Genomic DNA, 25152 nt, shown 5'->3' with positions numbered 1-25152 from the left:
CAACCGGCCGCCGACTCGGTCAACGGTCCAACTGATCTCACGGAACCTCGGAGACTACCTCTTCGGCTTGTCCGATGACGAATCGGTGGAGAGCGCGGCCACGAAGGCCTCCTGCGGAACATCGACCCGGCCGATGGTCTTCATCCGCTTCTTGCCCTCCTTCTGCTTCTCGAGCAGCTTGCGCTTGCGCGAGATGTCACCGCCGTAGCACTTGGCCAGCACGTCCTTGCGGATCGCGCGGATGTTCTCGCGCGCGATGACCTTCGAGCCGATCGCCGCCTGGATCGGCACCTCGAACTGCTGCCGCGGAATGAGCTCGCGCAGTTTGGTGGTCATCTTGTGGCCGTAGGCCTGGGCCGCGTCCTTGTGCACGATGGCCGAGAACGCGTCGACAGCCTCGCCCTGCAGCAGGATGTCCACCTTGACCAGCGCGGCCTCCTGCTCGCCCGCCTCCTCGTAATCCAGCGACGCGTAACCGCGCGTGCGCGACTTCAGCGAATCGAAGAAGTCGAAGATGATCTCCGCCATCGGCAGCGTGTACCGCATCTCGACGCGGGTCTCGGACAGATAGTCCATGCCGAGCAGTTCACCGCGGCGCGACTGGCACAGCTCCATGATGGTGCCGACGAACTCGCTCGGCGCGATGATCGTGCACTTGGTCACCGGTTCGAAGATCTGGCGCACCTTGCCCTCGGGCCAGAACGACGGGTTGGTGACGACCTGTTCGGTGCCGTCCTCCATGATCACGCGATAGATCACGTTGGGCGCGGTCGAGATCAGGTCGAGGTTGAATTCGCGCTGCAAACGCTCCCGGGTGATCTCCATGTGCAGCAGTCCGAGGAAACCACAGCGGAAACCGAAGCCTAGCGCGACCGAGGTCTCCGGGACGTAGGTGAGCGCGGCATCGTTGAGCTGCAGTTTGTCCAGCGCGTCCCGCAGATCCGGATAGTCGGAACCGTCGACCGGATACAGGCCGGAGTAGACCATCGGACGCGGCTCGCGATAGCCGGTCAGCGCCTCGGTGGCGCCGTCGCGGGCGGTGGTGACGGTGTCACCGACCTTCGATTGACGGACGTCCTTCACGCCGGTGATGAGATAGCCCACCTCCCCCACGCCGAGGCCCTGGGTGGGCTTGGGCTCGGGCGAGACGATGCCGATCTCCAGCAACTCGTGGGTGGCGCCGGTGGACATCATCTTGATCTTCTGACGCGGGGTGAGCTTGCCGTCCACCACACGCACGTAGGTTACGACACCGCGATAGGTGTCGTAGACCGAGTCGAAGATCAGCGCGCGGGCCGGGGCATCGCCCTCGCCGACCGGCGGCGGAACCGTCTCGATCACCTTGTTGAGCAGTTCGGGCACGCCGACGCCGGTCTTGCCGGATACGCGCAGCACGTCCTCGGGCTCGCAGCCGACGATATGGGCGAGTTCGGCGGCATAGCGGTCCGGATCGGCCGCCGGCAGGTCGATCTTGTTCAGCACCGGGATGACCTCGAGATCCTTGTCCAGTGCCAGATACAGATTGGCCAGCGTCTGCGCCTCGATGCCCTGGGCGGCGTCGACCAGCAGGATCGCGCCCTCACACGCCTCGAGCGCCCGCGAGACCTCGTAGGTGAAGTCGACGTGACCAGGCGTGTCGATCAGATGCAGGACGTAGTCCGTGCCGTCGACATTCCAGGGCAGCCGCACATTCTGGGCCTTGATGGTGATACCGCGCTCGCGCTCGATATCCATCCGGTCCAGATACTGCGCACGCATCTGCCGTTCCTCGACCACCCCGGTCAACTGCAGCATGCGGTCGGCCAGCGTGGACTTGCCGTGGTCGATATGCGCGATGATGCAGAAGTTCCGGATCCGCGAGGGATCGGTGAACGTCGTGTCGGCAAACGTGCTGATGGGACACTCCTACCCGTGAACAAGTCGATAAGTCGCCATGCGGCAGTCTACGTGCGCATACCGCGTGGTCGTGCACGCACCGGCGGCCCGGCATCGGCGGCAACGACGCAGTTCCGAAGGCCGACGGCCCCGGTGTGAGCGGCGGCACACCCGATTCCCGGCCCGGCACAAGCGAATCCGACAGGGATGAGCCGAGCGCGGTTCGCCGTTAAGCTCTGCCGATATGGCCAGCACATGGAGCTCTCTGGGCAAGCAGTTGGGGACCATTGCCAAGGAGCAGGGGCCCAGGATCGTCAAGAAGCAGGCGCCGAAACTCGTCGACCGGATGCAGCGCTCCTCGATGTGGGATCGCGCCCTCGGCGGCCGCCGCAAGGACACCGTCGCGGTCCGGCCGGCGGCCTCGACTCCGGTGCCGACCCGCGAACGTGCCCGCCAGATCGTCTACTGCCCGCAGCTCGACGGGCGCGCCGATCCGGGCGAGATCGTGTGGACCTGGGTGCCGTTCGAGGAGGATCCGGCCAACGGCAAGGATCGCCCGGTGCTGGTCGTGGGCCGCGAACGCAAGACCTTGCTGGGTCTGATGCTGTCGTCGAATCCGGCGCGCGGCGCCGAGCACAACTGGGTCGGAATCGGTTCGGGTCCTTGGGATTACGAGGGACGCGACAGCTGGGTCCGGCTGGATCGCGTTCTCGATGTGCCCGAGGCCGGCATCCGGCGCGAGGGGGCCATTCTCCCGCGCAAGACCTTCGATCTCGTCGCGCACCGGCTGTGCGCGGAGTACAACTGGGGCTGAATTCCCGCCGCCGCGGACTCCGGCCCGGACGCCACCGGTAATCCCCGGCGGCGGATCAGTCGGTGAGATGCCGGGTGCGACCGAACAGAGAGCCGTAGATCAGCGCGCCCAGCAGACCGCCGACCAGCGGGAACACCACGAAAACCCAGACCTGCGCGAGGGCGCCGTCCTGATAGGGCGCGACCGCGAGGCTGCGGGCGGGGTTCACGGAGGTGTTGTCGATCGGTATCGAGATCAAGTGGATCACCGCGAGGGTGATACCGATGCCGAGTCCCGACATCGGCACGTGCGAGATCCGGTCGGTCGAGGCCAGGACCACGAAGACCAGCAGCGCGGTGAGAACCACCTCGACAGTGATGGCAGCCGCCAGGCCGTACCCCTCGCGCGTGATCGTCGCCATCGGTCCGCGCATCTGCACGCTCGACGGGCTGTGCGCACCCCAGCCGTTGGCGGCCAGACCGTCGGAGGCGCGGTTGTAGGACGGCAGGCCCTTGGCGATGGCAAAGATCACCGCACCGGCGACGAACCCGCCCACCAGTTGCGCGATCCAATAGCAGCCGGCGGTCAGCCAGGTGATTCTGCCCATCGCCAACTGACCGATGGTCACCGCCGGATTGACATGCGCTCCCGAGATGGGGCCGATCGCGTACACCAGGAACAAAAGACTGAAGCCGAACGCGAGCGCGATACCCAGGGCCCCTACCCGGCTCCCGGCGAAGACAGCGGTACCGACGCCGCCGAAGACCAAGACGAATGTGCCGATCATCTCGGCCCCCAATTTTCGAGCCAGCGGTACTTTCCGCTGCTCGACCACATCTTCCAGCACTTCCTGAGCAGTCGGAGACATCTGCCACCTTCCCTTTGTCGAGCTGTGCTTCGAGCCGGTACTACGCGGAGATTCAGGAATAACGCCGAACAACCGGTACGGTCGTCCAGTTCGGACGCTACGGCAGCGGCCGATGGATCACAACGGCGCCTCTTCGCATGCCGCGGGCGGTCCGCGCAGACTCGGACGGCCTCCGGACCACCGGGCGCAGGTAGAGCGATTTCACTTCGCGGCACCCCAGCTGGTAACCTCGATCGTCGGCGCGGCGCTACCCGTTTCGGTGTAGTGCGCCCAGAGACTTTTCACGAGCATCTAGTGCATATCAACTGACGAGAAGGAATCAGAGGAACAGGCGTGGCCAACATCAAGTCCCAGATGAAGCGGATCCGCACCAACGAGGCGGCGCGGGTGCGCAACCAGTCGGTGAAGTCCTCGCTGCGCACCTCGATCCGCAAGTTCCGCGAGGCCGCCGCGGCGGGCGAGAAGGACAAGGCGCTCGAGCTGCTGCGTTCGGCGAGCCGCAGCCTGGACAAGGCCGCCTCGAAGGGCGTCATCCACGCCAACCAGGCCGCCAACAAGAAGTCCGCCCTCTCGCTGGCTCTCAACAAGCTGGGCTGATCTCCCGGGTTCCGGCCGGGGCCGGAACCGACGCGGCATGTTCTGCCGCACAACAGCATTCGCAACGCCGCCGTGGCAGAGGATCTGCATCGCAGATGACCACGGCGGCTTTTGTCGTTGATTCACGTCGGCTACCGTTGTCCGCGTGTGGGGTGGGGAGATCAGCCGAAGTACGGGCCTTGTTCTAGCGGTAGCGGCGGTGTCGTGCGCGCTGTCGTCAGGATGCGGGCAGTCGGTCCCGGCCGCGCGACCGGTCGCCGCGGCGCAGTCGGCGCCGGCATCCGCCGCCTCCGGCACCGAATCGGCCGGCATACCCAAGGCCGCCGCCGTCGGCGCGATCGACCATCTCGATTCCGCGAGCAATCCGGACTGGATGGGCGCGCTGCCCGACAGCACACCGCTCGGCGCGATGTCCATCCCCGGCACTCACGACACCCTGTCGATCCACGGCGGTAAGGCCGGGCCGGCCGTGGTCACCCAGGAGAAGTTCGATACCGGTTGCACCGAGCCCACCTGTGCGTCGGAGCGGACCGCGAGCACCCAGCTCGAGGCCGGTATCCGGGCGCTCGACATCCGTGTCCGGCGCGACGAGGCCGGCAATCTCGGCGTACAGCACGGCAGCTTCTATCAGCAGGCCGGCCTCGACGACGTGCTGAGGGTCACCGGACAATTCCTGGACCGGCACCCGCGCGAGACGATCCTGATGCGGGTGAAGGCCGAATGCACGAACGAGGACAAGACGTTCCAGTGCGAGGACGCGGGCGGGCTACCGCCGGACCCGCCACTGCTGGACCGATACCTGAACGCGCATCCGCGGGTGTGGCGACCAGCGGCGAGCGGCCCCGTCGCGATTCCCCGGCTGGGTGACGTGCGCGGCACCATCGTCGTCATCCGCGCCGACGGGATCGACGACCGGGGCGTGCCGATCGACGCGCAGGATCTGTGGGACAAACCCACTCGCGAGGACAAGTGGGCGGCCGCCGCCACCCATCTCGCGCAGGCACCGGCTATCGGCACCCAGGCATTGTCGATGGACTTCCTGTCGGCCTCCGGCGTCCCCGACCCGGCGAAATTTCCCCACCGCTACGCCGAATACGAGAACCAGCACGCACTCGACTACCTCCGCTCCCGGCCGGGGACGGCGACCGGCGTAGTGATGGCCGACTTCCCGGGCCCCGCGCTCGTCGGCGAGATCATCGCGCACAACCACCGCTGACTCCGGTCGCAACCTCGGTTTCGGTCGATGCGGCGCGGCGAGCAACCGCCGCGCCGGGCCGGTCGGCGCCTCGCCCGCTCGGCGCGGTGCCCTCTCGGCCCGCGGCTCAGTGCGCGGCGGCGTGCAGGTCCAGGATGCTGGCCAAAGCGTGTTCGAGCGCGAAATCCGTATCGGCCGCACCGCCTTTGACGTCGGCGTTGAGGGCGGCCACCACCTGCAGGGCGCTGCCGATGGTGGCGGCGGTCCAGCCGCGGGCCTGGGTCTGCGCCTTCTTCACCTTCCAGGGCGGCATGCCGAGCTGGGAGGCCAGCGCGAACGGGTCACCGCGACCGGCGGATCCGACCCTCGCGATGGTGTGCACGGAGTCGGCGAGCGCGTCGGCGAGCAGGACGGCCGGGACGCCGCGGTCGGTCGCCCAGCGCAATGCCTCCATGGCCGCGGGCCGGTCACCGGCGACGGCCAGATCGGCGACCTCGAATCCGGTGACCTCGGCGCGACCGGAGTAGTACCGGCGCACCGCGTCGACATCCACCTTGCCGCCGGTATCTGCGGCCAGCTGGGAACAGGCCGCGGCCAGCTCGCGCAGATCGGATCCGATGGCCTCCACCACCGCCTGCACCACGTCACCCGAGACGCGGACGCCGGCTGTGCGGAATTCGTTGCGTACGAATTCGTTTCGCTCGTTCGCCTTACTGATCTTGGCGCAGGTGTGCACCTCGGCGCCCTGCTTCTGCAGTGCCGGCGCCAGCGCCTTGGCCCGGCCGCCGCCAGAGTGCAGGACCACGAGCACGACTCCCTCGGGCAGATCACCGGCGGCCGCGGTGACCAGCGCCACCGCATCCTTACCGGCCTCCGCGGCGGCCTCGAGGACGATCACCCGATCCTCCGCGAACAGCGAGGGGCTCAGCAGCTCGGCCAGTTCGGCGGAGCTCGCATCGCCCGCCCGCAACCGATCCACAGGCATCGCGTCGGGATCGTTGGTCGCGGCCCGCGCCTGCGCCACGATCGAGGCGACCGCCCGTTCGATGAGCAGTTCCTCCTCACCGAGTACCAGATGTAAGGCAGCCAGGTGATCGGTCACGGGACGATCCTACGGGTGGCCGGTGACAGGTTCACCGACCCGTCGCCGGGTGCCGGTGGCGGCGCCGGACCCGCGGGCGTGCGGGTGTGGCGCGCGCCCACGCGCCCGAGCACCGCGACACCACCGCCGATGAGCGCACCGGCCAGTACCGCACCCCACACTCCGGCGGGCATCGGCAACGAAATGCCCAGGGCCGCCGCGTGTTCGGCGACGAAGAGCAACCACCACATCGGCGGCTCGGCCAGATTCAGCACCCAGATCGCGGCCGGTTGCCAGCAGCAGGACAGGGCGGCCGCGCCGACCCCGAGCAGCGTGATCGGCGCGACGACGGGTTCGACCAGCACATTCGCCACGATCGCCACCCCGCTGACATGTCCGGTGAGTGCGGCGATGATCGGCGTGGTGACCGCGAAGGCGGCCGCCGCGACACCGAACGCCTCGGCGGCCGGCGCGGGCCAGCCGCGCTGTTCGAGCCACTGCGACCAGCTCGGCGCCAGCAGGATCAGGCCCGCGGTCGCCAGCACCGAGAGGGCGAAGCCGATATCGACCGCCAGTTGCGGTGAGAGCGCGATCAGTACGATCACCGCGGCACACAGGGCCGGCAGCGCCTGTTTCCGGCGTCCCGTCACCATCGCCAGCACCGCGATCGCGCCCATCACAGCCGCCCGCAGTACCGACGGCGACGGCCGCGCCAGAACGACGAATCCGATGAGCGCCAGCGCGGCGAGTACCGCACCCCAGCGCGGGTCGAGCGTCAGAGCTCGGGCCGCGAGCAGGACACCGGCGAGCACGATGGAGACGTTCGTCCCCGACACGGCGACCAGATGCGTGAGATCGACAGCCCGGAAGTCCTCGCGGACGTGATCCGGCAGCCCGGAGATATCACCGTCGATCAGCCCCGGTAGCACTCCGGCCGCGTCCGGTGGCAATGCGCGTTCGGCCGCCTCGGACAGATTCCCGCGCACCACCGCGGCCGCCGACTGCCACCACGGCCGCGTCCCGACCCGGATGGGCGGTCCCTGCGCCCGCAGCACGGCGACCGTCAGATCACGTCGCCACGGATGATCGAGCCGAGCCCGGATGGTGACGTGCTGCCCCGGCACCAGATCCGACCAGACCCGCTCGGGCATGATCACCGTCACCGCCGCATCGCCGGGTACGGATGTTGCGCCGTAACGGAATTCGCGAATCGTCGCGCGCATCGTCCATTGCCGCCCACCGAAGGAGTGGGCCGGGAGGGGTTTCGGATCTCCGGCCACCATCTCGGCCGTCACCACACTGCCCGCCGCCAGCCGCCCCAGGGGATGGGCGCTCACCCGGTAGGCCTGCCACGACGCCGCCACCCCGAACCCCGCCGACGCCAGCAGCGCGGCCAGCACCACCCACCATGCCGCTCGATGCGAAGCACGGAATCGGCTCCGCGCCAGAATGATTCCCGTTCCGGCCACCGAGAGCCCCAGCCCCGCGCACACCCACATCCCGGCTCGCCACCCCAGCGTGATGCCCACGATGGTCACGGCCCAGCACCCCAGCGCGGCGGGAAGCAGCCGCGCGTCCAACGGAGTGCCGGCCGCCCCGACCGTCATGCGTTCGACGCCGCCGTGGCCGGAGTTCGCGACGTGTTCGTGCCGGTGCCGAGCGTGCGTCGATTCGCCGCGGTTCACAGGGTGACCTGGTCGCGGAGGCGGTTGAGCTTGGCGGGGCCGATGCCGGTGACTTCGGCGAGCTGGTCGATGCTGGTGAAACGGCCGTGCCGGTTGCGCCAGCCGATGATGGCCGCGGCGGTGGTGGGACCCACCCCGGTCAGGGAGTCGAGATCCTGTTCCGTCGCCGTGTTGAGGTTGACCTTGTGCCCCGGTGGGGAGGCGGCGCCCGACGTCGCGGCCGGATGCGAGGCGCCCGCAACGACCATGCTGCCGAGGCGCGGACCGCTCGCGGGACCCGGCTCTCCGACGACGATCTGGTCGCCGTCGGCGAGCCGCTGGGCGAGATTCAGCCCGGCGAGGTCCGCACCCTCCCTCGCCACTGCCACCGCGACGGCGTCGGCGACCCGTGTTCCTGGTGCGAGATGCAGCAGACCGGGATGTTCGACCAAACCGATGACGCTGACCACCAGATCGCCGCCGGAAGCCGGCGACGGCGTCGCCCGGCCCGGCGGATCGGACCGCACAGCCAGTCCGGGGCCGTCCACCGCCGCGGGGACAACCGAGGTTTCGGCAGCCTCCGTGCGCACTGCCGGTAGCGGCGCCACCGGCGCCGCCACCGGATCGTCTCGGTGCGCGGCGGCCGCCGCCACGATCACCGCCGCCACGCCGGCACCGGCCAGCACCCACACTCCTTTGCGCCCGGGATCCACGCGAACTCCCCGGAATCGCTCCGGAACGAGCCGCTGCCAGATCGTCACCGATCCCACCGGTTCGCTGAGCCACTGCGGAATTCGCGGACTCTCCGGCGCCTCGGGGAATACCACCCCCGCGCCGTTCGCCGCGGGACCTTCGTCGCCGTCCCGACCGACACCGTCGTGTCGCTCGCGGGCTCCCGCACTCGAAGGATGCGACGCGGCGTCGTCGCGCCGCTGCCGGATACGGTTCGGCGAATACGGGCGCCTCGGCCACGTCCCGCCGTGGTCGCCGGCCCGCACACCGGCGGACGGCCCCGATTCGCTACCGCGCATCCGGAAATCACGGCTTCCGGAGGGGCTGCCCGAGGGGTCGCGGCGCTGCTCCGCCGAGTCCGCGGGTGATCGGGCGAGGTCCCACAGCCCGTCGTGGGTCGGGTCACCCGGGCCGGGGGCCAGGGTGCCGAGCGTTGCCGTTCCGGGTGATACGTCGTGCAGTCGCTGCCGCAGTAGGGTCCGATCCTCGTGTCGCGCCATGACGGTGACCGTAAGTGCGCGGCGGGGCGTGACTCGGTGCGCGAACTGGGGTTTCGGAATGTCTGGGGACAGCGGCTGAGCTGTGGACAACCTCCGGCGCGGCGACGAAGTTCGTCGGCCGGCGATGGTAGACGCTCAGCCGCAGCCGCCGGGGACCACCAGAACGCCGACTGCCCCGGTGCCCACGTGCACGCCGAGCGTGGGACCGAATTCGGCGGTCACGAGTTCCCGCATGCCGGGGATGAGTTCGCCGAGCTGTCCGGCGATGGTCGCCGCCGCGGAGGCGGCACCGAGATGCTGCACGGCCACCGCCGCCCCGTCGTCACCGGCCGCATCCACCGCTGCCGCAACGAGTTTCGCGTATGCCTTGGACCGGGTGCGGGCCTTCTCCCGCAGCTCCAGTTTGCCGTCGACGATCTGGAGTATCGGCTTGGTCACCAGCTCGGTTCCGAAGAACATGGCCGCGGTGCTGAGCCGTCCGCCGCGACGCAGCTGCTCGGTCCGATTGACGACGATGAACGTGCGCGATCGCCCGGCGGCGGCGACCGCAGTGTCGTAGACGACGTCCAGCACCGCACCCGATCGCGCGCGGCGGGCGGCGGCGAGTACGGGCAGCCCGGTGCCCAGGCCCGCGCTCAGCGAATCCACCAGGCGCACCCGGTCGGCGGCATCCATATCCTGCACGGCTTGGCGGCCGGCTTCCCAGGTCGCCGACAGCTGTCGCGAAATATGCACGGCCACGACACCGTCGCCCGCGCTGAGCTCCAGAGCGCGCTCGTAGGCGGCGCGCAATTCACCGGGAGAGGCGGACGAGGTCGTCACCGTGGACGCGCCGTAGTCGATCTCGCAGTCGTCGACGCCCTCGGCGATCGCCCGATCGTCGACCAGCACATGCAGCGGCACCACCACGATGCCCAATTCCGATACCAGTGCGGCGGGTACGCTCGCCGCCGAATCCGTGACCACCACGACGGTCATCGGCTATCCGAACCGATTCATGCACCGGCCTCGACCGAACGCACCTCCGACAGCACCTTCACCATGGCTCGCGCCACCGCCGCATGCCCCTCCCAGCCCCAGTGGATCCCGTCCGGATTCGCCTCGCCCGAGAAGATGTCGTCGCGCACGGCATCACCCAGATCCACCAGCGGCACACCGGTTTTCGCCGACCACTCCTGTAGCGCGCGCACCGCGGGGGCACGCCCCGTGTGCACCTTGCCGTAGGCCTCGCAGTCGTGGACGGAAGGCAGCACCGAGACCACGGGCAGATCCGGCCGCAACTGGGCCAGCGCATGCCGTGACTGTTCCAGGTAGTCGATGCTCACGCGCGGCGGAAGTGCCACGGGGCGACCGAGTTTGGACAGCCGCGGTTGCAGCCACTGATATCCGGTGCGCACCTGCCGGCGCAGCACCGGCGGGCGCAGATACCGGATCATCTCGCGCAGCGCCGTGGGCAGCGGCGAGGGCAGCGTGTCCATGCCGCCGGTGGCAAGGACGACCGCTCCCGCGCGCGGCACCGCGGCCCATACGCGCGGATCGCCGATGAGCGCCCAATAGGCGTCGCGACAGGTCCAGCCGATCCGCGCCACCAATTCGACATCCCAATCGAGTTCCGCGGCAACCAGATTCGGCCAGATGCGCGGATGATCGGCGGGCAGGCCGCCCTTCGGGCCGAAGTACGACAGCGAATCCGCGATCACGACCAGAACCGGTCGCGCCGAAGCCTCGGGTGCGCCGGCCGTATCGCCGATGCTCGGCTGCGCATCCACGGAGACCGCGTCGGCGTCATCAGCTACCGCCGCATCGCCGGAGACGGCGTGCGTAGCGGTGGACGGTGTCGTCTCGGAACCGCCGGGCACGCTGTCTTCCCGTGCGCCCGCGGCCGGTTCCGCATTCTCCTCTGACTCGGTGGGCGCATCCGCGACAACGGCCGGCGGACCGGTCGAGCCCCCGTCGTCGTCCGCATCGCCCGACTCGGAGGCGGCGTCGGATTCCCCGGCCGGGTCGACCGGCGTGACCGGACCGCCGAACAGCGCGTCCGGCAGCCGTCGGACCGGCCCTTCGGATGCCTTGCGCAACAGTTCGTCGGATACCTGCCGGACCGGTTCGTCCCGGTCGTCGGAGGAGCGTTCAGAGGACATCAGGTGCTACCTTCGCCGCCGCATTCCACACATCCAGCCGCCAACCCGGCTGCTCGATGCCCGGACCGTGGCTGCTCAGCTGCACCCAGCTGGTATTGGCCAATCCGCCCAGGATCGGCCATTTGTGCTCGGGCAGTTCCAGCAGCGCGGCGGTCAGGGCTGCGATCAGCCCGCCGTGCGCGACCAGGATGATGGTACGGCCGGGCCAGTCCGCACGCTCGGCGAACAGCTCGCGAACCACCGGCAGCGCCCGCGCGCCGACCTCGAGTTTGCTCTCCCCGCCCGGCGGCGTGACCGTGGGATCCAGCCGCCACGCCTTGCGCGCGCCCGGATACCGAGCGTCCACCTCGAGGTGGTCGAGACCTTCCCAGTCGCCGAGGCTGGTCTCCCGCAGCCGCGCATCCCGCACGACCTCGAGTCCGCTGTGCTCGGCCAGTGCCAGTGCGGTGTCGTAGGCGCGGCGCAGATCCGAGGAGACGATCGCGACGGCGTCCTGGGAAACCAGCTCGCGCGCAGCGTCTTTCGCCTGGCTCCGGCCCAATTCGCTGAGCTCGGTGTCGATCTGGCCCTGCATGCGGTCGGCGGCATTCCATTCCGTCTGCCCGTGTCGCAGCAGGATCAGCCGACGCACGCCCGGATATTTCGACGCCCGCGAACCCGCTGCCGGCGCAACACCTTCGGACGCGTCGCTCACATCGGAGTCGACGGCGCGTTCCCCGGTCACCTCGGGATCACGCGCGGTCCCCCCTTCGGGTCCGCGGCTCACTCGGGGTCCCCGCCAGCACTCGCCTGGGCCTGCGCGGGCGCCTCGAGACCCGGCACCTCGACCTGCGGGCAGTCCTTCCACAACCGTTCCAGCGCATAGAAATTGCGTTCGTCGCTGTGCTGGATGTGCACCACGACGTCGACGTAGTCCAGCAGCACCCACCGACCTTCGCGGGTGCCCTCGCGGCGGACCGGCTTGTGCCCGGCGAGACGCAACTTCTCCTCGACGTTGTCGACGATCGCGTTGACCTGACGCTCGTTCGGCGCGGAGGCGATGACGAAGCAGTCGGTGATCACCAGCTGATCGGAGACGTCGAGGACGACGACGTCGGTCGCCAGCTTCTCGTCGGCGGCCCGCGCGGCGACCCGCGCCATCTCCACCGCCTGTGCCGATGCCGTCATTGACTCACCCTTCCGTTCCCTCCCGGCACGTACAGGTGCCGTTTCGATATGTACTGCACGACGCCGTCGGGAACGAGGTACCACACCGGGCGCCCCTCGGCGGCACGGCGACGGCATTCGCTCGACGAGATCGCCAGGGCCGGGATCTCGATGACGGTGACCGCATCGGCCGGCTGATTTCGCAGATGTCCCTCGAGGTGGTCGACATTCAATTCGTACCCCGGACGGCTCACCCCGACGAACTTCGCCAGCTCGAACAGTTCCGCCCAATCCTGCCATGTCAGGATGCTGGCCAGCGCGTCCGCACCCGTGATGAAGTACAGATCCGCGTCCGGATGCTGATTCTGCAGGTCACGAAGGGTATCGACGGTGTAGGTGGCCTTTTCCCGGTCGATGTCGGCACGGCTGACCGAGAACCGGGGATTGGACGCGGTGGCGATGACCGTCATCAGATAGCGGTCCTCCGCCGGTGAAACCTGCCGCGAGGACTTCTGCCACGGCTGCCCGGTGGGTACGAAGATCACTTCATCGAGGTCGAAGCGGTTGGCGACCTCACTGGCGGCAACCAGGTGCCCGTGATGGATCGGATCGAACGTACCGCCCATCACGCCCAGTTTGCGCCGGCCTGTGTTTTGCACGAATGCCGAGCTTACTGGGCGGGCCCGCGCGGGGTCGGGTCTCGTCGGCCGATCCGGCTCCGGAGTACTCGGGAGATGCCGATTCCGGACCGGTTCAAAGGCGCCGAGACGAGGCCCGTCGCCGCGGCGAGGGAAACGGCGGCGACCCGGGGGTGCTCACCGTGCTCGCCGCGACGACAGATACGCCCGGACCATCGCGGCCGGATTGCGCGCCGAGTGCCGGGATCGGGACGCCGCGTCGACCAGGTCGCTGTGCAGTTCCTCCCACCGGGGTCTACCGGCGACGGCGGCCGCCCCCGCCGCGTAGGCCCGTGCCGCGGCACGGTGGCGGTAACACTGTCCCAAGCACCGCCCGAGCTGCTCGTACAGCACCGCGACCTCTTCCGGCGGATAGGGCAGCGCATCGCAGCCGAGGGCAGCGGCGAACAGGGTGGCCGCGAGGCGATGGTGACCGCTGCGATAGTGGACGCGGGCGGCGAGCAGGGTGTGATGGGCCGCGTCGGCGGCGGAGATGCCGGTCCAGCTCTCGGCCGCAGCGACCGCCGCGGCCGCCAGGTCGCGCTCCCGGCCCGGCTGATTGGCGACCGCCGTCACCACCAGCGAGGACAGCCGCGCGAGTTGTTCACCGGACAGCACACCGCTGCCACAGTCCAAGGCCTGCAGCAACATTCGTTCGGCGGCGGCTGGGCTGGTAGCGAGCAGGGCGGTCGCGGCCTCCGCCAGTTCCCGCGCTCGCAGCCGCATCTCGCCCCGCCTCGGCTCATCCGTCGCGGGCGTCGGTGCCGGACATGAGGCGGCCGATTCGTGGCCGGAGCGCTCCGAGTCGTGCGGCGGCCCGGAGTCGCGGGGCTCGGTGTCGAGAGGCTCGGCGTCCACGTGGCGGGACATTCGTCGCGCCGCAGGGGCGCTCGGCTGGTCGGCGGGGATTTCGTCGGCGAACTCCCCCGATGGGCACGGCACGCGCGAATGATCGACGGCCCTGCTTGGAAAGCGCTTAACAGCCGCTGATGATGCCGGGCAAACGGCGTGCTATCCCGTCGGTCGCTTGGATTTCGGCAGTTTGGCGACGACCTCGGCGTAGGACTGATCGATCAGTTCGCGCACCTCCGCATCCGACACCGAGCCACCCAGCCGGACGGTGTTCCAGCCGTACCGCCCGATATACGCGGAGGCGGTGACGTCGTCGGGATGGATATGCACCAGTTCGTCGGCTTCGAGGCGGCTGCGGCCACATTTGAGCGTCACCGTCTCCGGGCTGACGAAGGCGAAGATCTTGTCGCCGACCTTCGCGACGACGTCACCCTCCCAGGGTTCGTCGCGCCAGGCTCCCGGTTTGGTGAGGCAGTAACCCAGCAGATCGCTCATGACCCTCCTCGATGACTAGACCGGAAGCAGTCTGCTCACCACACCGGTCAGCTGGCGCGCCGACCGGCATTCGTGCATCTCGACGACCTCGGCGTAGCGGTTGGCCGCCGAATCACCGGTGCCCCACATCTTTTCGGCCTCCGGATTCAACCAGTGCGCATGCTTGGCCACCTGGACGAGTTCGCGCAGCGTATTCAGCGCCGGATCCCGATAGTTCGTGCGGGCGTCGCCGAGAATCAGCAGGGAGGTGCGGCTGGTCACCACGTCGGGCCAATCCTGCGCGAAACCGCGCAGTGCCGCACCGTAATCCGAGTGCCCCTCGAATCCGACCACCTCGGTCTCGGTGAAGATGCGCCGGGTCACCTGGTCCAGCGGCGTGACCTGGTCGAAGATGTGGGTCACCTCGTCCACCTGGTCGACGAACGCGAAGATCCGCACCCGCGAGAATTGCTCGCGCAGCGAATCCACCAGCAGCATGGTGAAACTGGAGAATCCGGCCACCGATCCCGAGATGTCGCACAGCAGCACCAGATCCGGGCGGCCGGGCCGCGGTTTGCGGGTCTGCAGCGTGATCGGCACCCCGCCGGTCGACATGGACTTGCGCAGCGTCTTGCGCAGATCGATTTCGCCGCGCCGGGAACGGCGCCGGCGAGCGGCCAGGCGGGACGCCAGGACGCGTGCCAGCCGTTGCGAACCGCGCCGCAGTTCGGCCAGTTCGTTCTCCGAGATGCGCAGGAAGTCGGCGTCCTCGGCTTGGCGCTGGACACCGTAGGTCGCGACTCGCTCGCGGCCCAGCCGCTCGGCCACCCGCCGCCGGGTCTCGGCCTCGACGGTGCCGCGGAAGGCCTTGACCCGTTCGCGGGCGGCGCGGCGGGCGACTTCGGTGTCGAACTCCGAATTGTTCTGCCCGGCGGCCAATCCCGCGAGGATCTTGCTGATCAGCACCTCGGGCTGCACATCTTTGAGCGTTTGATACGCCGAGAACGACGGCCCGTTCGCCGACTGGTACTGCCCCATCTGCTCGACCATCTGCGCGGCCAGATTCTGCAACTGCCGGGTCTGGTCACCCGTAGGTTCGGCGGCCAGCATCTCGGCCAGCATCCGCCGCAATTCGAACAGGTCGATCTCCCCGTCGTCGCGCCGCGGCAGTTCGATATCGTCGGCGCCCGCGCGCTCCCCCAGCGCGGCCGGGAACCACAGCTCGAACAATCCGTCGAAGGTAGCGCGCTGCGTGGGCCGGCGCAGCAGCGCACAGGCCAGGCCCTCGCGCAGCATCTCGCGATCCATCAGATCGACCACGGTGAGCACCCGGCCGGCATCCACCGTTTCCGACGGCCCGACCGGAATTCCCCTGGCGCGCAAGGCCTCCACGAAGCCGACCACATGTCCGGAGAGTCCGTGCGGCGCGGTCTGCCCGGGGTGAGGCGCACCCTGCGCCGCGGACGCGGACCCGCCACGCAACGCCGCGGAGACCAGCGTGCGGGGGGTGGTGCGCTTACCGGACACGGCTCAGGCCAATTTCAGCTCGGCCAGGGCGCGCTGATGGTCGCTCTGGTGTTTGAGCACCACACCGAGCGTCGCACGCACGGTCTTGTCGTCGAGATCCTTCAGGCCCAGGGCCAGCAGCGTCCGGGCCCAGTCGATGGATTCGGCGACCGACGGCAACTTCTTCAGCTGCATCCCGCGCAGCACGTGCACCACGCGGACCAGCTGGGCGGCCACGGCCGGTTTCAGCTCCGGCACCCGGCTGGCGAGGATGCGGCGTTCGAGTTCCTCGTCCGGGAAATCGATGTGCAGGTAGAGGCAGCGGCGCTTCAACGCCTCCGACAGTTCGCGGGTCGCGTTCGAGGTGAGTACCACGAACGGGCGGCGGGTAGCGGTGATCGTGCCGAGTTCCGGGACGGTGACGGCGAAGTCGCTCAGCACCTCCAACATCAGGCCCTCGATCTCGACGTCCGCCTTGTCCGCCTCGTCGATCAGCAGCACGGTCGGGTCGGTGCGCCGGATCGCGGTCAGCAGCGGGCGCTGCAGCAGGAATTCCTCGCTGAACACATCTGCTTTGGTGTCGGCCCAGGCGTTACCCGAATCCGACCCACCGGAAGTCGCCGACTGGATGCGCAGAATCTGCTTGGCGTGATTCCACTCGTACAGCGCACGCGCCTCGTCGATCCCCTCGTAGCACTGCAGGCGAACCAGTTCGGCATCGGCGACCTGGGCAACCGCTCGCGACAATTCGGTCTTGCCGACGCCGGCGGGTCCCTCGATCAGCAACGGCTTGCCGAGCCGGTCGGCCAGGAACACCGAGGTGGCGGTGGCCTTGTCGGCCAGGTAGCCGGTGGTGGCCAGACGGTCGATCACATCGTCGACCGAGGCGAAAATCGGCTCGTGCACGGTCGTCTGCACAGTTGGGCCCTCCTTCGGGAACAGCGCAGCCCACTGCAGGTATGCACCGTAAAGAACAGCTGATCACGACGGTACACACCCGCGGGCCGGGTTCGATACTCCGGTGTCGGCGAGACCACAGGCCGGACCGGGCAGCGACGGGCCGGCCCGGACGGGTTCAGCTCGGCCGAATCTGGCCGTCGCCCCAGACGATCCACTTGGTGGAGGTCAGCTCCGGCAGCGCCATCGGACCGCGGGCGTGCAACTTCTGCGTGGAGATGCCGATCTCCGCGCCGAATCCGAACTGCTCGCCGTCGGTGAACGCGGTGGAGGCGTTCACCATCACCGCTGCCGCGTCCACCCGGGCGGTGAATTCGCGGGCCGCCTTCAGATCGGCGGTCACGATGGCCTCGGTGTGGCCGGTGCCCCACTCGTTGATGTGGTCGACCGCGGCATCGAGATCGTCGACGACCTTGAGCGCGATATCCAGCGACAGATATTCGTCGGCCCAATCCTCGTCGGTCGCGGGAACCAGGCCGGGCAGATCGCCGTGGATGGTGACCTGCGCCTGTTCCAGCGCGCCGATCAGACGCGGGACCGCGGTCTCGGCGATCGCGCGATCGATGAGCACGGTCTCGGCGGTATTGCACACGCTGGGACGGCGGGTCTTGGAGTTCAGCAGAATCGATTCCGCCATCTCGAGATCGGCGGCGGCGTGCACATAGACGTGACAGTTGCCGGTGCCGGTTTCGATGGTCGGGACCCGCGCGTCGCGCACCACCGCGTTGATCAGTCCGGCGCCACCGCGCGGGATGACCACGTCCACCAGGCCGCGGGCCTGGATCAGATGGGTGACGCTGGAGCGATCCTCACTCGGCAGCAGTTGCACCGCGTCGGCCGGAAGGCCCTGGGCCACAAGGGCTTCCCGCATGACCTCGACCAGAGCCGCGTTCGACCGCGCCGCCGAGGACGACCCGCGCAGCAGGGCCGCGTTACCGGACTTCAACGCCAGGCCGAAGGCATCGACGGTGACGTTCGGACGGGCCTCGTAGACCATGCCGACCACGCCCAGCGGCACGCGCACCTGCCGGATCTCGAGTCCGTTGGCCAGCGTCGAACCGCGCAGTACCTCTCCGACCGGATCCGGCAGACCGGCGACCTGACGCAATCCGGAGGCGATGCCGTCGATGCGCGGCTCGGTCAGCCGCAGGCGATCCAGCAGCGAGGCCGCGGTTCCGCCCGACTCCGCGGTCGCGATGTCTTCGGCATTGGCGGCCAGGACGGCATCCTTGTGCGCGAGCAGCGCATCGGCCGCGGCGTGCAGGGCCGCATCCTTCTGCGCGGTCGTCAGCTGTGCCAGCGTCCGCGACGCCACCCGAGCCCGCCGCGCCGCCTCGTGCACCGCTTCGCGCACGGTATCCACTTCGCCGACAGTTCCAGCAGTCATGGTGAACAGCCTACTGACCGGGTCGCGGACGCCGTCGGCGGATAACCGCCGAACGCGCGCTTGCGTCGGTGCCCACCGCTACCGTGTCCTCATGGTCGCCACCATCCGGTTGTCCTCGGGTTCGGGTCGTTGGGTGCTGCTGGCCACGGTGCTGGGTTCGGGAATGGCGATGCTGGACGCGACCGTGGTCAATGTCGCACTCCCCCGCATCGGTGCGGAATTCGGCGCCTCGATGGCGGGTCTGCAGTGGACGGTGAACGCGTACACGCTCACGCTGGCCGGGCTGATTCTGCTCGGCGGATCGCTGGGTGACCGGTTCGGGCGGCGGCGGATCTTCGTCGTCGGCGTGGTGTGGTTCGCGTTGGCCTCGGCGCTCTGCGGTGCGGCACAAGGTATTCCGATGCTCATCGCGGCCCGCGCGCTGCAGGGAGTGGGCGGTGCGCTGCTGACCCCCGGTTCGCTGGCGATCATCCAGGCGTCGTTCGCGAAATCGGATCGCGCCCGCGCGGTCGGCGCGTGGTCCGGGCTCGGCGGGGTGGCCGGCGCGATCGGGCCCTTCCTGGGCGGATGGCTGGTCGGCGCGGCCGGGTGGCGCTGGGTGTTCCTGCTGAACATTCCGCTGGCGGCGGTGGTGGTGCTGGTCGCGGTGCGGCACGTGCCGGAGACCTACGGTTCCGGCGCGGCCGACGGCTCGGCATCCACCCGCCCCGCTCCCGAATCCGGCGGCCCGGCACACGAGGGGTTCGACGTGCTGGGGGCATTCCTCGCGGCACTGTGCCTGGCAGGCATCACCTATGCGCTGACCATGGCCCCCGAACACGGGAGCAGCCGGACGGCCGTGGTGGCGACGGCGGCGATCGGCGTGCTCGCCGGAGTGGCCTTCGTCGTCGTCGAGCGGCGGCGGTCGGCACGGTACGAGGCGCCCGGGCCCCACGGCGGGCCGCCGCCGATGCTGCCGGTCGAGATCTTCGCCTCGCGGCAGTTCAGCGCGATCAACGCCGTCACCTTCGTGATGTACGGCGCGATGGGCGTGGTGTTCTTCCTGCTGGTGCTGACCCTGCAGGTGGTGGCCGGTTTCAGTCCGATGGCGGCCGGGACCGCGATGCTGCCCTCGACCGTGCTGATGCTGCTGTTCTCCGCGCGCTCGGGCGATCTGGCGCAGCGCATCGGACCGCGCATCCCGATCACCGCGGGTGTCCTGCTGGCGGCCGCCGGGATGCTGCTGATGATGCGGATCGGCCCCGACGCCTCCTATGTCGCCGACGTGCTGCCCGCCGCCCTCGTCTTCGGCCTGGGTCTCACCCTGGCCGTCGCACCGCTGACCGCGACCGTGCTGGCGACCGCCGACGAACGGCACGCGGGGGTGGCCAGCGGCGTCAACAACGCTGTCGCCCGAGCGGCCGGACTGCTCGCGGTGGCGGCGATCCCGCCGCTCACCGGCCTCACCGGCGCCGCCTACACCGACCCCGCCGCCTTCGAACACGGATTCCGCGAGGCGATGCTCATCTGCGCGATCGTCATGGCCGCGGCCGCGGCGCTGACCGTGGTCACCGTCCGCGACGACGCGCTGCGGGACGCGAGTCCCGACGCCACGCCGCAATGCAAGATCAACTGCCCGGTGACCGGCCCGCCCCTGGAGCCCCGGCACGCCGAAGCGACGTCCGGCCCGGTCGGCGACCAGGAATAGGACGCGCACACCGAAAGGGCTGTGCGCGAACGATAGTCGTGGCCGCGTTGTCGCCGCTGCCGGTGAATGATTCGATGGTCGCATGGCAGATATCGACAGGGTGGTGTCGGCGGAGCGCGAAGTCGCCGCGCCGGCCGGGCACATCTTCGAATTGATCGCCGATCCGGCGCAGCAGCCGCGATGGGACGGGAACGACAATCTCGACCGGGCGGAGACCGGGCAGCGCGTGCGGAGTGTGGGCGAGGTCTTCGCGATGACACTCACCAACGGGAGCGTGCGCGAGAATCACGTGGTGGAGTTCGAGGAGGGGCGCCGGATCGCCTGGCTGCCCGCGGAACCCGGGCAGCGCCCGCCGGGACATCTGTGGCGCTGGGAACTGGAACCCGTCGACGAGAGCCGGACGCTCGTGCGGCACACCTACGACTGGACCCGGCTGACCGACGAGGTCCGGCTGCCCCGAGCCCGCGCGACGACGTCCGACAAACTGCTCGGGTCCATCGACCGGCTGGCCGCGCTGGCATCGGCGGTCGACCGCGCCTGATCACGGCGACGTTCGGTCCGTCCGCACCGCGGCGGGTTACGGTGCGTGCATGGCACGGATCGCAGTGGTCGGCAGCATCAACATGGATCTGGTGACGCGCACACCGCGGCGGCCGCAGGCCGGTGAGACCGTCCTCGGCACCACCTTCGCCACGGTGCCCGGCGGAAAGGGCGCGAACCAGGCGATCGCCGCCCGGCGCGCGGGCGCGGCGGTCGATTTCGTCGGCGCGATCGGCACCGACGTCTTCGGCGCCGAACTGCGGAAGGTGCTCGAGGACAACCAGGTCGGGACCGCGGGACTGCGCACCGTCGAGGGGTCCAGCGGAACTGCCACCATCGTGGTCGACGAGACCGGCGAGAATACGATCATCGTGGTCGGTGGAGCCAATGCGGCGCTCTCGGACCTCACCGACGGGGACCGCGCCCTCATCGCCGATGCGGATATCATGCTGTGCCAGTTGGAGATCCCGGTGGCCACGGTGCTCGACGCCGCCCGCTGCGCCCGCGACCACGGCACTCTCGTACTGCTCAATCCGTCCCCGGTGCGATCACTGCCATCGGAGCTGTGGGAGGCGGTCGACATCGCGGTGGTCAACAAGGGCGAAGCGGCGCACTGGAATTCGGAACTCCGGGTGGTCCCGCACGTGCTGATCACCCGTGGCGGCGACGGCGCGACCTATCGCGGACCCGAGGGCGAGCTGACCCACCCCGGCGTCCGGGTCGACGTGGTCGACACGACCGGTGCCGGGGACACGTTCACCGGCGCACTCGCCGCACACTGGCACGAGGGCCCCGCCACCGCTCTGGCGTGGGCCTGCACCGCCGGCGCCCTGGCCACCACCGTCGTCGGCGCCACCGCGTCCATCCCCACCGCCGCGGCGATCGAGCGGGCACTGGCCGAATAACCGCCGGTGACGCCGGGGCTGTGCGGAGCCCGGCCGTCGTGCCCGCGCCGGCCCACGACGTCGATCCACCGCCGCCGCACACAACCGGTGTGCGCTCCGAAGCCCTGCGACGAAACTACGGCGCGGCGGTGTGGCGAGCGATGAGTTCCGACATCTGGGCGCCCACCCGTTCCAGCGGCGCCATCGAACGGGTCGCCAGGGACAGGATCACCGCCCCCTCGAGCGCCGCGACCACCGTGGTGGCCAGCGATATCGCGAGATCCGGTGCGACGTCCTCGGTTTCGAGGCGTTCGGCGAGAATGGTCTCCCATTCGGTGAAGGTCGCCCCGGCGGCGTCGGCCGCGTCGGGCGCCTCCGACCGGCCCAGCGCGGCCGCGACGATCGGACATCCGGCGGTGAAGTCGCTGGTCGCGAGTTTTTCGCGCCAGAGGGCCGGGAAGGCGCCGACACACGAGGCCACGTCGGCCCCGGCGGTGATCGTGCGCAGCAGAGCGCTGTAGGCGGCGCCGGCGGCGCGGGTCGCCTCGGCGATCAGTTCCGATTTGCCGCCGGGGAAGTTGAGATACACCGAGCGGCGCGAGATGCCGCTGTGGTCGAGCAGCTGCGCGATACCGGTGCCGGCCACACCGTTACTGCGCATCAGATCCACGGCGCTGTCGATGAGCCGGTCGCGGGCTCCCATGATGCGACCCCTTTCCTCACGCACCTTGTCCGGTCCAGCCTACCGTTGCCCTAGACCGATCGGTGTACTACTCTGCCGACTATACCGATCGGTATACCTCATTTCCGATCCGCGCCCTGGAGGATAGGCATGACCGGACTGCACGACCCCCTTCCCCTGCCCTGCGGCCAGGTGCTTCCCAACCGGATCATGAAGTCGGCGCTCAGCGAGGGGCTCGGCACCGCGGCGCACGCGCCCGACGAGCGGCTGGTCCGGCTGTATCGCCGCTGGGGAGCGGGCGGCTACGGACTGATCGTCACCGGCAACGTGATGATCGACCGCACCCAGCTCGGCGAGCCGGGCAATGTCGTCGTCGACGACGATCGCGATCTCGCGGCGCTGACGCGGTGGGCGAAGGCCGCCAAGGACGGCGGCACCCCGATCTGGATGCAGCTGAATCATCCCGGCCGCCAAGCCAATCCGCTGGCCACCCGACAGCGGCCGGTGGCGCCCTCGGCGATCGCGTCGGGAGTACCGGGACTGCCCACGCCGCGCGCGCTCACCGACGCCGACATCCACGATCTGATCCGGCGCTTCGCCGACGCGGCGCGAATCGCGGAATCGGCCGGTTTCGACGGAGTCCAGATCCACGGCGCCCACGGCTACCTGGTGTCGCAGTTCCTGTCGCCGCTGGCCAATCAGCGCACCGACGACTGGGGCGGTGACGCGCCACGCCGGGCGCGTTTCCTGCTCGAGGTGGTCTCCGCCGTCCGCGCGGCGGTCCAGCCGGGCTTCGCGGTGGCCGTCAAACTGAATTCGGCGGATTTCCAGCGCGGCGGTTTCACCGAGGACGAATCGCGGGCGGTGGTCCAGCAGTTGGCCGCGCAACCGCTGGATCTGATCGAAATCAGCGGCGGCAGTTACGAATCCCCGGCGATGATGGGCCGGTCCCGCGATGCGGCGGCGAGTACCCGGGCACGCGAGGCCTACTTCCTCGAGTACGCGGAGACGGTACGCCGGCTCGCGACCACGGTGCCGATGGCGGTCACCGGCGGCTTCCGCAGCCGGGCGGCGATGGCCGGTGCGGTCGATTCCGGCGCCTGCGATGTGGCCGGACTGGGCCGCCCCACCACGGTGTACCCCACCGCCGCCGCCGATCTGCTCACCGGCGGCACGGAAGAGCTTCGGCCGCCGTCGATTTCGCTCGGCCTGCGCGGCCGCGTCGCCCGCAGCGGCACTCTGCGCGCCGTCGACGGCGCCCTGGATCTGCAATGGCATACCGATCAGCTGCATCGCCTCGGCGCCGGGCTCGATCCGGATCCGGCTCGCTCACCGTGGTCGACGGCGCTGACCATGCTGCGCCGCAACGGGTTCGACGCGTTCCGCTCGCGGCGCGGAACGACCGGTGGCGACCGGAAGTCGACGAAGTTCCGGATCGAGCGCGCGGTCGGCCGCTATCTGGTCAATCCCGGATTCGCCGCACTGGACCGGATCGGTGTGCGGTCCACCTTCGCGACCGAACTGGAGACCGTCGGCCGCAAATCCGGTCAGCCACGGCGGGTTCCGGTATCGGTGCTGTTCGACGACGACGGCGCCTGGATCATCTGCCAGCACGGGATGCGGTCGGGCTGGGGCAACAATGTCCGCGCCAATCCCTCGGTGCGATTGCGGCACAACGGAACCTGGCGCGCGGCCACGGCCGAGCTGCGCCCGGACGACGATGTGGTCGCCCGGGCCCGCGCCTTCGCCCCGCATCCGGCGCTCGCACCGCTGACCGCCGCCGGATTCGCCGCCCTGCAGACCGATCCGATCTCCGTGCGGGTCACCTTCACCGACGCGTAGGACCCCGCGACGGCCGGTTCGCGTCACCGCGTGCCGGCCGCCGGGCAGTGGTGACGGCCGCTCAGCCGCGCGCCCATTCGTGGCCCCAGTAGCTGTCGGCCGTCATCTCCTCCGCGACATAGTCCTCGCCCACGAGCATTCCCTCGCAACCGAATTCGAGGTCCCAGCCGCCCGGGGTGCGGACGTAGAAGGAGATCATCTTGTCGTTGGTGTGGCGGCCGAGTGTCGAGGACAGGTGGTAGCCCGCCTTGGTCACCCGGTCGAGCGCCCGGCCGACATCGTCGAGCGCGTCGACCTCCACCATCACGTGCACGATGCCCGGACCGTCGCCGCGGCCGCCGGGAATCAGCGCCAGGCTGTGGTGGCGGGGATTGACACCCATGAACCGGATCCAGATCGGATGTTCGGGCGGACCGACCCGGAACGAACCGCGCGAGGCGAAGTCCAGCACCTCGGTGTAGAACTGCCGCGCCGCCTCGATATCGGGCACCGGCAGCACGACGTGGCCGAGCCCCAGATCGCCGGAGACGAAACGGTGTCCATACTTGCCGACCACCGGGCTGTGGTCGAGCAGGGGGCCGTGGAAGACCTCGACGGTGAATCCGGCGGGATCGGTGAAGCTGATCGCCTCCTCGACGTGGCGCGCGGCGGATTCGGCGAGGGTCAGCTCGGTGACCTCGATCCCGGCCGCGGCGAGGGTTTCGCGCACCAGCGTCAGCGAACGCCGGTCGGCGACCTGCCAGCCGACGGCGATCACCTCGTCGCGATCGCCCGGAACCAGTTCGAGGCGGTAGGTGTGCTCGTCCGTCCGCAGGTAGATCGATTCCGGGTTGGGGCCCGACCCTTCGGCGAATCCGATGGTGTCGAAGGCGAATTCACGCCACGCGGCGACATCGGCGATCTGCGCCCGGACATATCCGAGCGAGCTGACGGCGGCCATTTGCACTCCTTGCAAGGGGTCGGGTGGTTCAGGAATAACTGATCGAAACGTCGTCGGTGACCGGTACCGCCTGACAGGCCAGCACATAGCCCTCGGCGAGATCCTCCTCCTCGAGGACCTCGTTGCGGCGCA

24 protein-coding genes are annotated in these 25152 nt (G+C 69.4%); 7 read left to right on the top strand and 17 right to left on the bottom strand.

From position 1 onward, the window contains the following. Positions 1–54: 54 nt before the first annotated feature. On the bottom strand, positions 55–1896 hold the full coding sequence (gene lepA, locus RJ03_RS07875; protein ID WP_083870661.1) for a translation elongation factor 4: 1842 nt from the start codon (positions 1894–1896) through the stop codon (positions 55–57). Between the two features lie 223 nt (positions 1897–2119). On the opposite strand from lepA, the gene RJ03_RS07870 reads away from it, so the two are divergent. Further along, entirely contained in the window at positions 2120–2689 is a 570-nt protein-coding gene (locus RJ03_RS07870) for a type II toxin-antitoxin system PemK/MazF family toxin (RefSeq protein WP_036499630.1), read from the top strand. 55 nt (positions 2690–2744) lie between these two features. Here the strand turns inward: RJ03_RS07870 and RJ03_RS07865 are convergent, their stop codons facing one another. Beyond that, the gene (locus RJ03_RS07865) at positions 2745–3536 is read right to left on the bottom strand and encodes an aquaporin (RefSeq protein WP_036499628.1); all 792 of its coding nucleotides are present in this window, start codon (positions 3534–3536) and stop codon (positions 2745–2747) included. 333 nt (positions 3537–3869) lie between these two features. On the opposite strand from RJ03_RS07865, the gene rpsT reads away from it, so the two are divergent. Further along, positions 3870–4133, top strand: a complete 264-nt coding sequence (gene rpsT, locus RJ03_RS07860) for a 30S ribosomal protein S20 (RefSeq protein ID WP_036499626.1) — start codon at positions 3870–3872, stop codon at positions 4131–4133. Positions 4134–4332: 199 nt separating this feature from the next. After that, complete coding sequence (locus tag RJ03_RS07855; protein ID WP_036499625.1) at positions 4333–5349, top strand: phosphatidylinositol-specific phospholipase C domain-containing protein; 1017 nt, start codon at positions 4333–4335, stop codon at positions 5347–5349. A gap of 106 nt (positions 5350–5455) precedes the next feature. On the opposite strand, the gene holA is transcribed toward RJ03_RS07855, so the two are convergent. The 13 genes from holA to RJ03_RS07790 form a co-directional block, all read right to left on the bottom strand. Continuing rightward, the gene (holA, locus tag RJ03_RS07850) at positions 5456–6430 is read right to left on the bottom strand and encodes a DNA polymerase III subunit delta (RefSeq protein ID WP_036499624.1); all 975 of its coding nucleotides are present in this window, start codon (positions 6428–6430) and stop codon (positions 5456–5458) included. Next, a complete protein-coding gene (locus RJ03_RS07845) occupies positions 6427–8094 on the bottom strand; it encodes a ComEC/Rec2 family competence protein (RefSeq protein WP_245552210.1) in 1668 nt (555 codons plus the stop codon). The genes holA and RJ03_RS07845 overlap by 4 nt, the downstream gene beginning before the upstream one ends. Next, the gene (locus tag RJ03_RS07840; RefSeq protein ID WP_218000937.1) at positions 8091–9305 is read right to left on the bottom strand and encodes a ComEA family DNA-binding protein; all 1215 of its coding nucleotides are present in this window, start codon (positions 9303–9305) and stop codon (positions 8091–8093) included. Before RJ03_RS07840 ends, RJ03_RS07845 begins: the two co-directional genes overlap by 4 nt. Before the next feature lie 135 nt (positions 9306–9440). Then, positions 9441–10283, bottom strand: a complete 843-nt coding sequence (locus tag RJ03_RS07835; protein ID WP_036499620.1) for a DegV family protein — start codon at positions 10281–10283, stop codon at positions 9441–9443. 17 nt (positions 10284–10300) lie between these two features. Then, positions 10301–11056 carry a diglucosylglycerate octanoyltransferase gene (gene octT, locus RJ03_RS07830; protein ID WP_036499640.1) on the bottom strand — a complete coding sequence of 252 codons (756 nt, stop codon included), beginning with the start codon at positions 11054–11056 and terminating at the stop codon, positions 10301–10303. Between the two features lie 379 nt (positions 11057–11435). Further along, positions 11436–12077 carry a histidine phosphatase family protein gene (locus RJ03_RS07825; RefSeq protein WP_036499638.1) on the bottom strand — a complete coding sequence of 214 codons (642 nt, stop codon included), beginning with the start codon at positions 12075–12077 and terminating at the stop codon, positions 11436–11438. 131 nt (positions 12078–12208) lie between these two features. Continuing rightward, positions 12209–12613 carry a ribosome silencing factor gene (gene rsfS / locus RJ03_RS07820; RefSeq protein WP_036499618.1) on the bottom strand — a complete coding sequence of 135 codons (405 nt, stop codon included), beginning with the start codon at positions 12611–12613 and terminating at the stop codon, positions 12209–12211. Continuing rightward, positions 12610–13251 carry a nicotinate-nucleotide adenylyltransferase gene (nadD, locus tag RJ03_RS07815; protein ID WP_083870660.1) on the bottom strand — a complete coding sequence of 214 codons (642 nt, stop codon included), beginning with the start codon at positions 13249–13251 and terminating at the stop codon, positions 12610–12612. The genes rsfS and nadD overlap by 4 nt, the downstream gene beginning before the upstream one ends. A gap of 156 nt (positions 13252–13407) precedes the next feature. Next, positions 13408–13995, bottom strand: a complete 588-nt coding sequence (locus RJ03_RS07810) for a hypothetical protein (protein ID WP_157163373.1) — start codon at positions 13993–13995, stop codon at positions 13408–13410. A gap of 285 nt (positions 13996–14280) precedes the next feature. Then, the gene (locus RJ03_RS07805) at positions 14281–14616 is read right to left on the bottom strand and encodes an MmcQ/YjbR family DNA-binding protein (RefSeq protein WP_036499611.1); all 336 of its coding nucleotides are present in this window, start codon (positions 14614–14616) and stop codon (positions 14281–14283) included. Between the two features lie 15 nt (positions 14617–14631). Beyond that, positions 14632–16077, bottom strand: a complete 1446-nt coding sequence (locus RJ03_RS07800; RefSeq protein WP_036499633.1) for a vWA domain-containing protein — start codon at positions 16075–16077, stop codon at positions 14632–14634. Positions 16078–16125: 48 nt separating this feature from the next. Further along, a complete protein-coding gene (locus RJ03_RS07795) occupies positions 16126–17019 on the bottom strand; it encodes an AAA family ATPase (protein ID WP_036499607.1) in 894 nt (297 codons plus the stop codon). Positions 17020–17176: 157 nt separating this feature from the next. Beyond that, positions 17177–18445, bottom strand: a complete 1269-nt coding sequence (locus tag RJ03_RS07790; protein ID WP_036499605.1) for a glutamate-5-semialdehyde dehydrogenase — start codon at positions 18443–18445, stop codon at positions 17177–17179. Between the two features lie 91 nt (positions 18446–18536). On the opposite strand from RJ03_RS07790, the gene RJ03_RS07785 reads away from it, so the two are divergent. The 3 genes from RJ03_RS07785 to RJ03_RS07775 all read left to right on the top strand — a co-directional run bounded on the left by RJ03_RS07785 (position 18537) and on the right by RJ03_RS07775 (position 21577). Further along, positions 18537–20132: an MFS transporter gene (locus RJ03_RS07785; protein ID WP_036499603.1), complete on the top strand. Its 1596-nt coding sequence runs from the start codon at positions 18537–18539 to the stop codon at positions 20130–20132. 82 nt (positions 20133–20214) lie between these two features. After that, positions 20215–20673, top strand: coding sequence for an SRPBCC family protein (locus RJ03_RS07780; protein ID WP_036499600.1), 459 nt, complete (start codon positions 20215–20217; stop codon positions 20671–20673). A 49-nt stretch (positions 20674–20722) separates the two neighbouring features. Continuing rightward, positions 20723–21577, top strand: coding sequence for a ribokinase (locus RJ03_RS07775; protein WP_036499598.1), 855 nt, complete (start codon positions 20723–20725; stop codon positions 21575–21577). A gap of 115 nt (positions 21578–21692) precedes the next feature. On the opposite strand, the gene RJ03_RS07770 is transcribed toward RJ03_RS07775, so the two are convergent. After that, positions 21693–22259, bottom strand: coding sequence for a TetR/AcrR family transcriptional regulator (locus tag RJ03_RS07770; protein WP_036499596.1), 567 nt, complete (start codon positions 22257–22259; stop codon positions 21693–21695). A gap of 129 nt (positions 22260–22388) precedes the next feature. Between RJ03_RS07770 and RJ03_RS07765 the strand changes: the two genes are divergently transcribed. Then, positions 22389–24080 (top strand): nitroreductase family deazaflavin-dependent oxidoreductase, encoded by a 1692-nt coding sequence (locus RJ03_RS07765; protein ID WP_036499594.1) that lies wholly within the window; start codon positions 22389–22391, stop codon positions 24078–24080. A 61-nt stretch (positions 24081–24141) separates the two neighbouring features. Here the strand turns inward: RJ03_RS07765 and RJ03_RS07760 are convergent, their stop codons facing one another. Continuing rightward, complete coding sequence (locus tag RJ03_RS07760; RefSeq protein ID WP_036499591.1) at positions 24142–25020, bottom strand: VOC family protein; 879 nt, start codon at positions 25018–25020, stop codon at positions 24142–24144. Positions 25021–25152: the final 132 nt, after the last annotated feature.

The organism is Nocardia aobensis NBRC 100429, from assembly GCF_000308375.1.
GTDB lineage: Bacteria > Actinomycetota > Actinomycetes > Mycobacteriales > Mycobacteriaceae > Nocardia > Nocardia aobensis.
The sequence above is the reverse complement of the archived record's forward strand: the minus strand, read 5'-3'. Positions and strand labels throughout refer to the sequence as shown.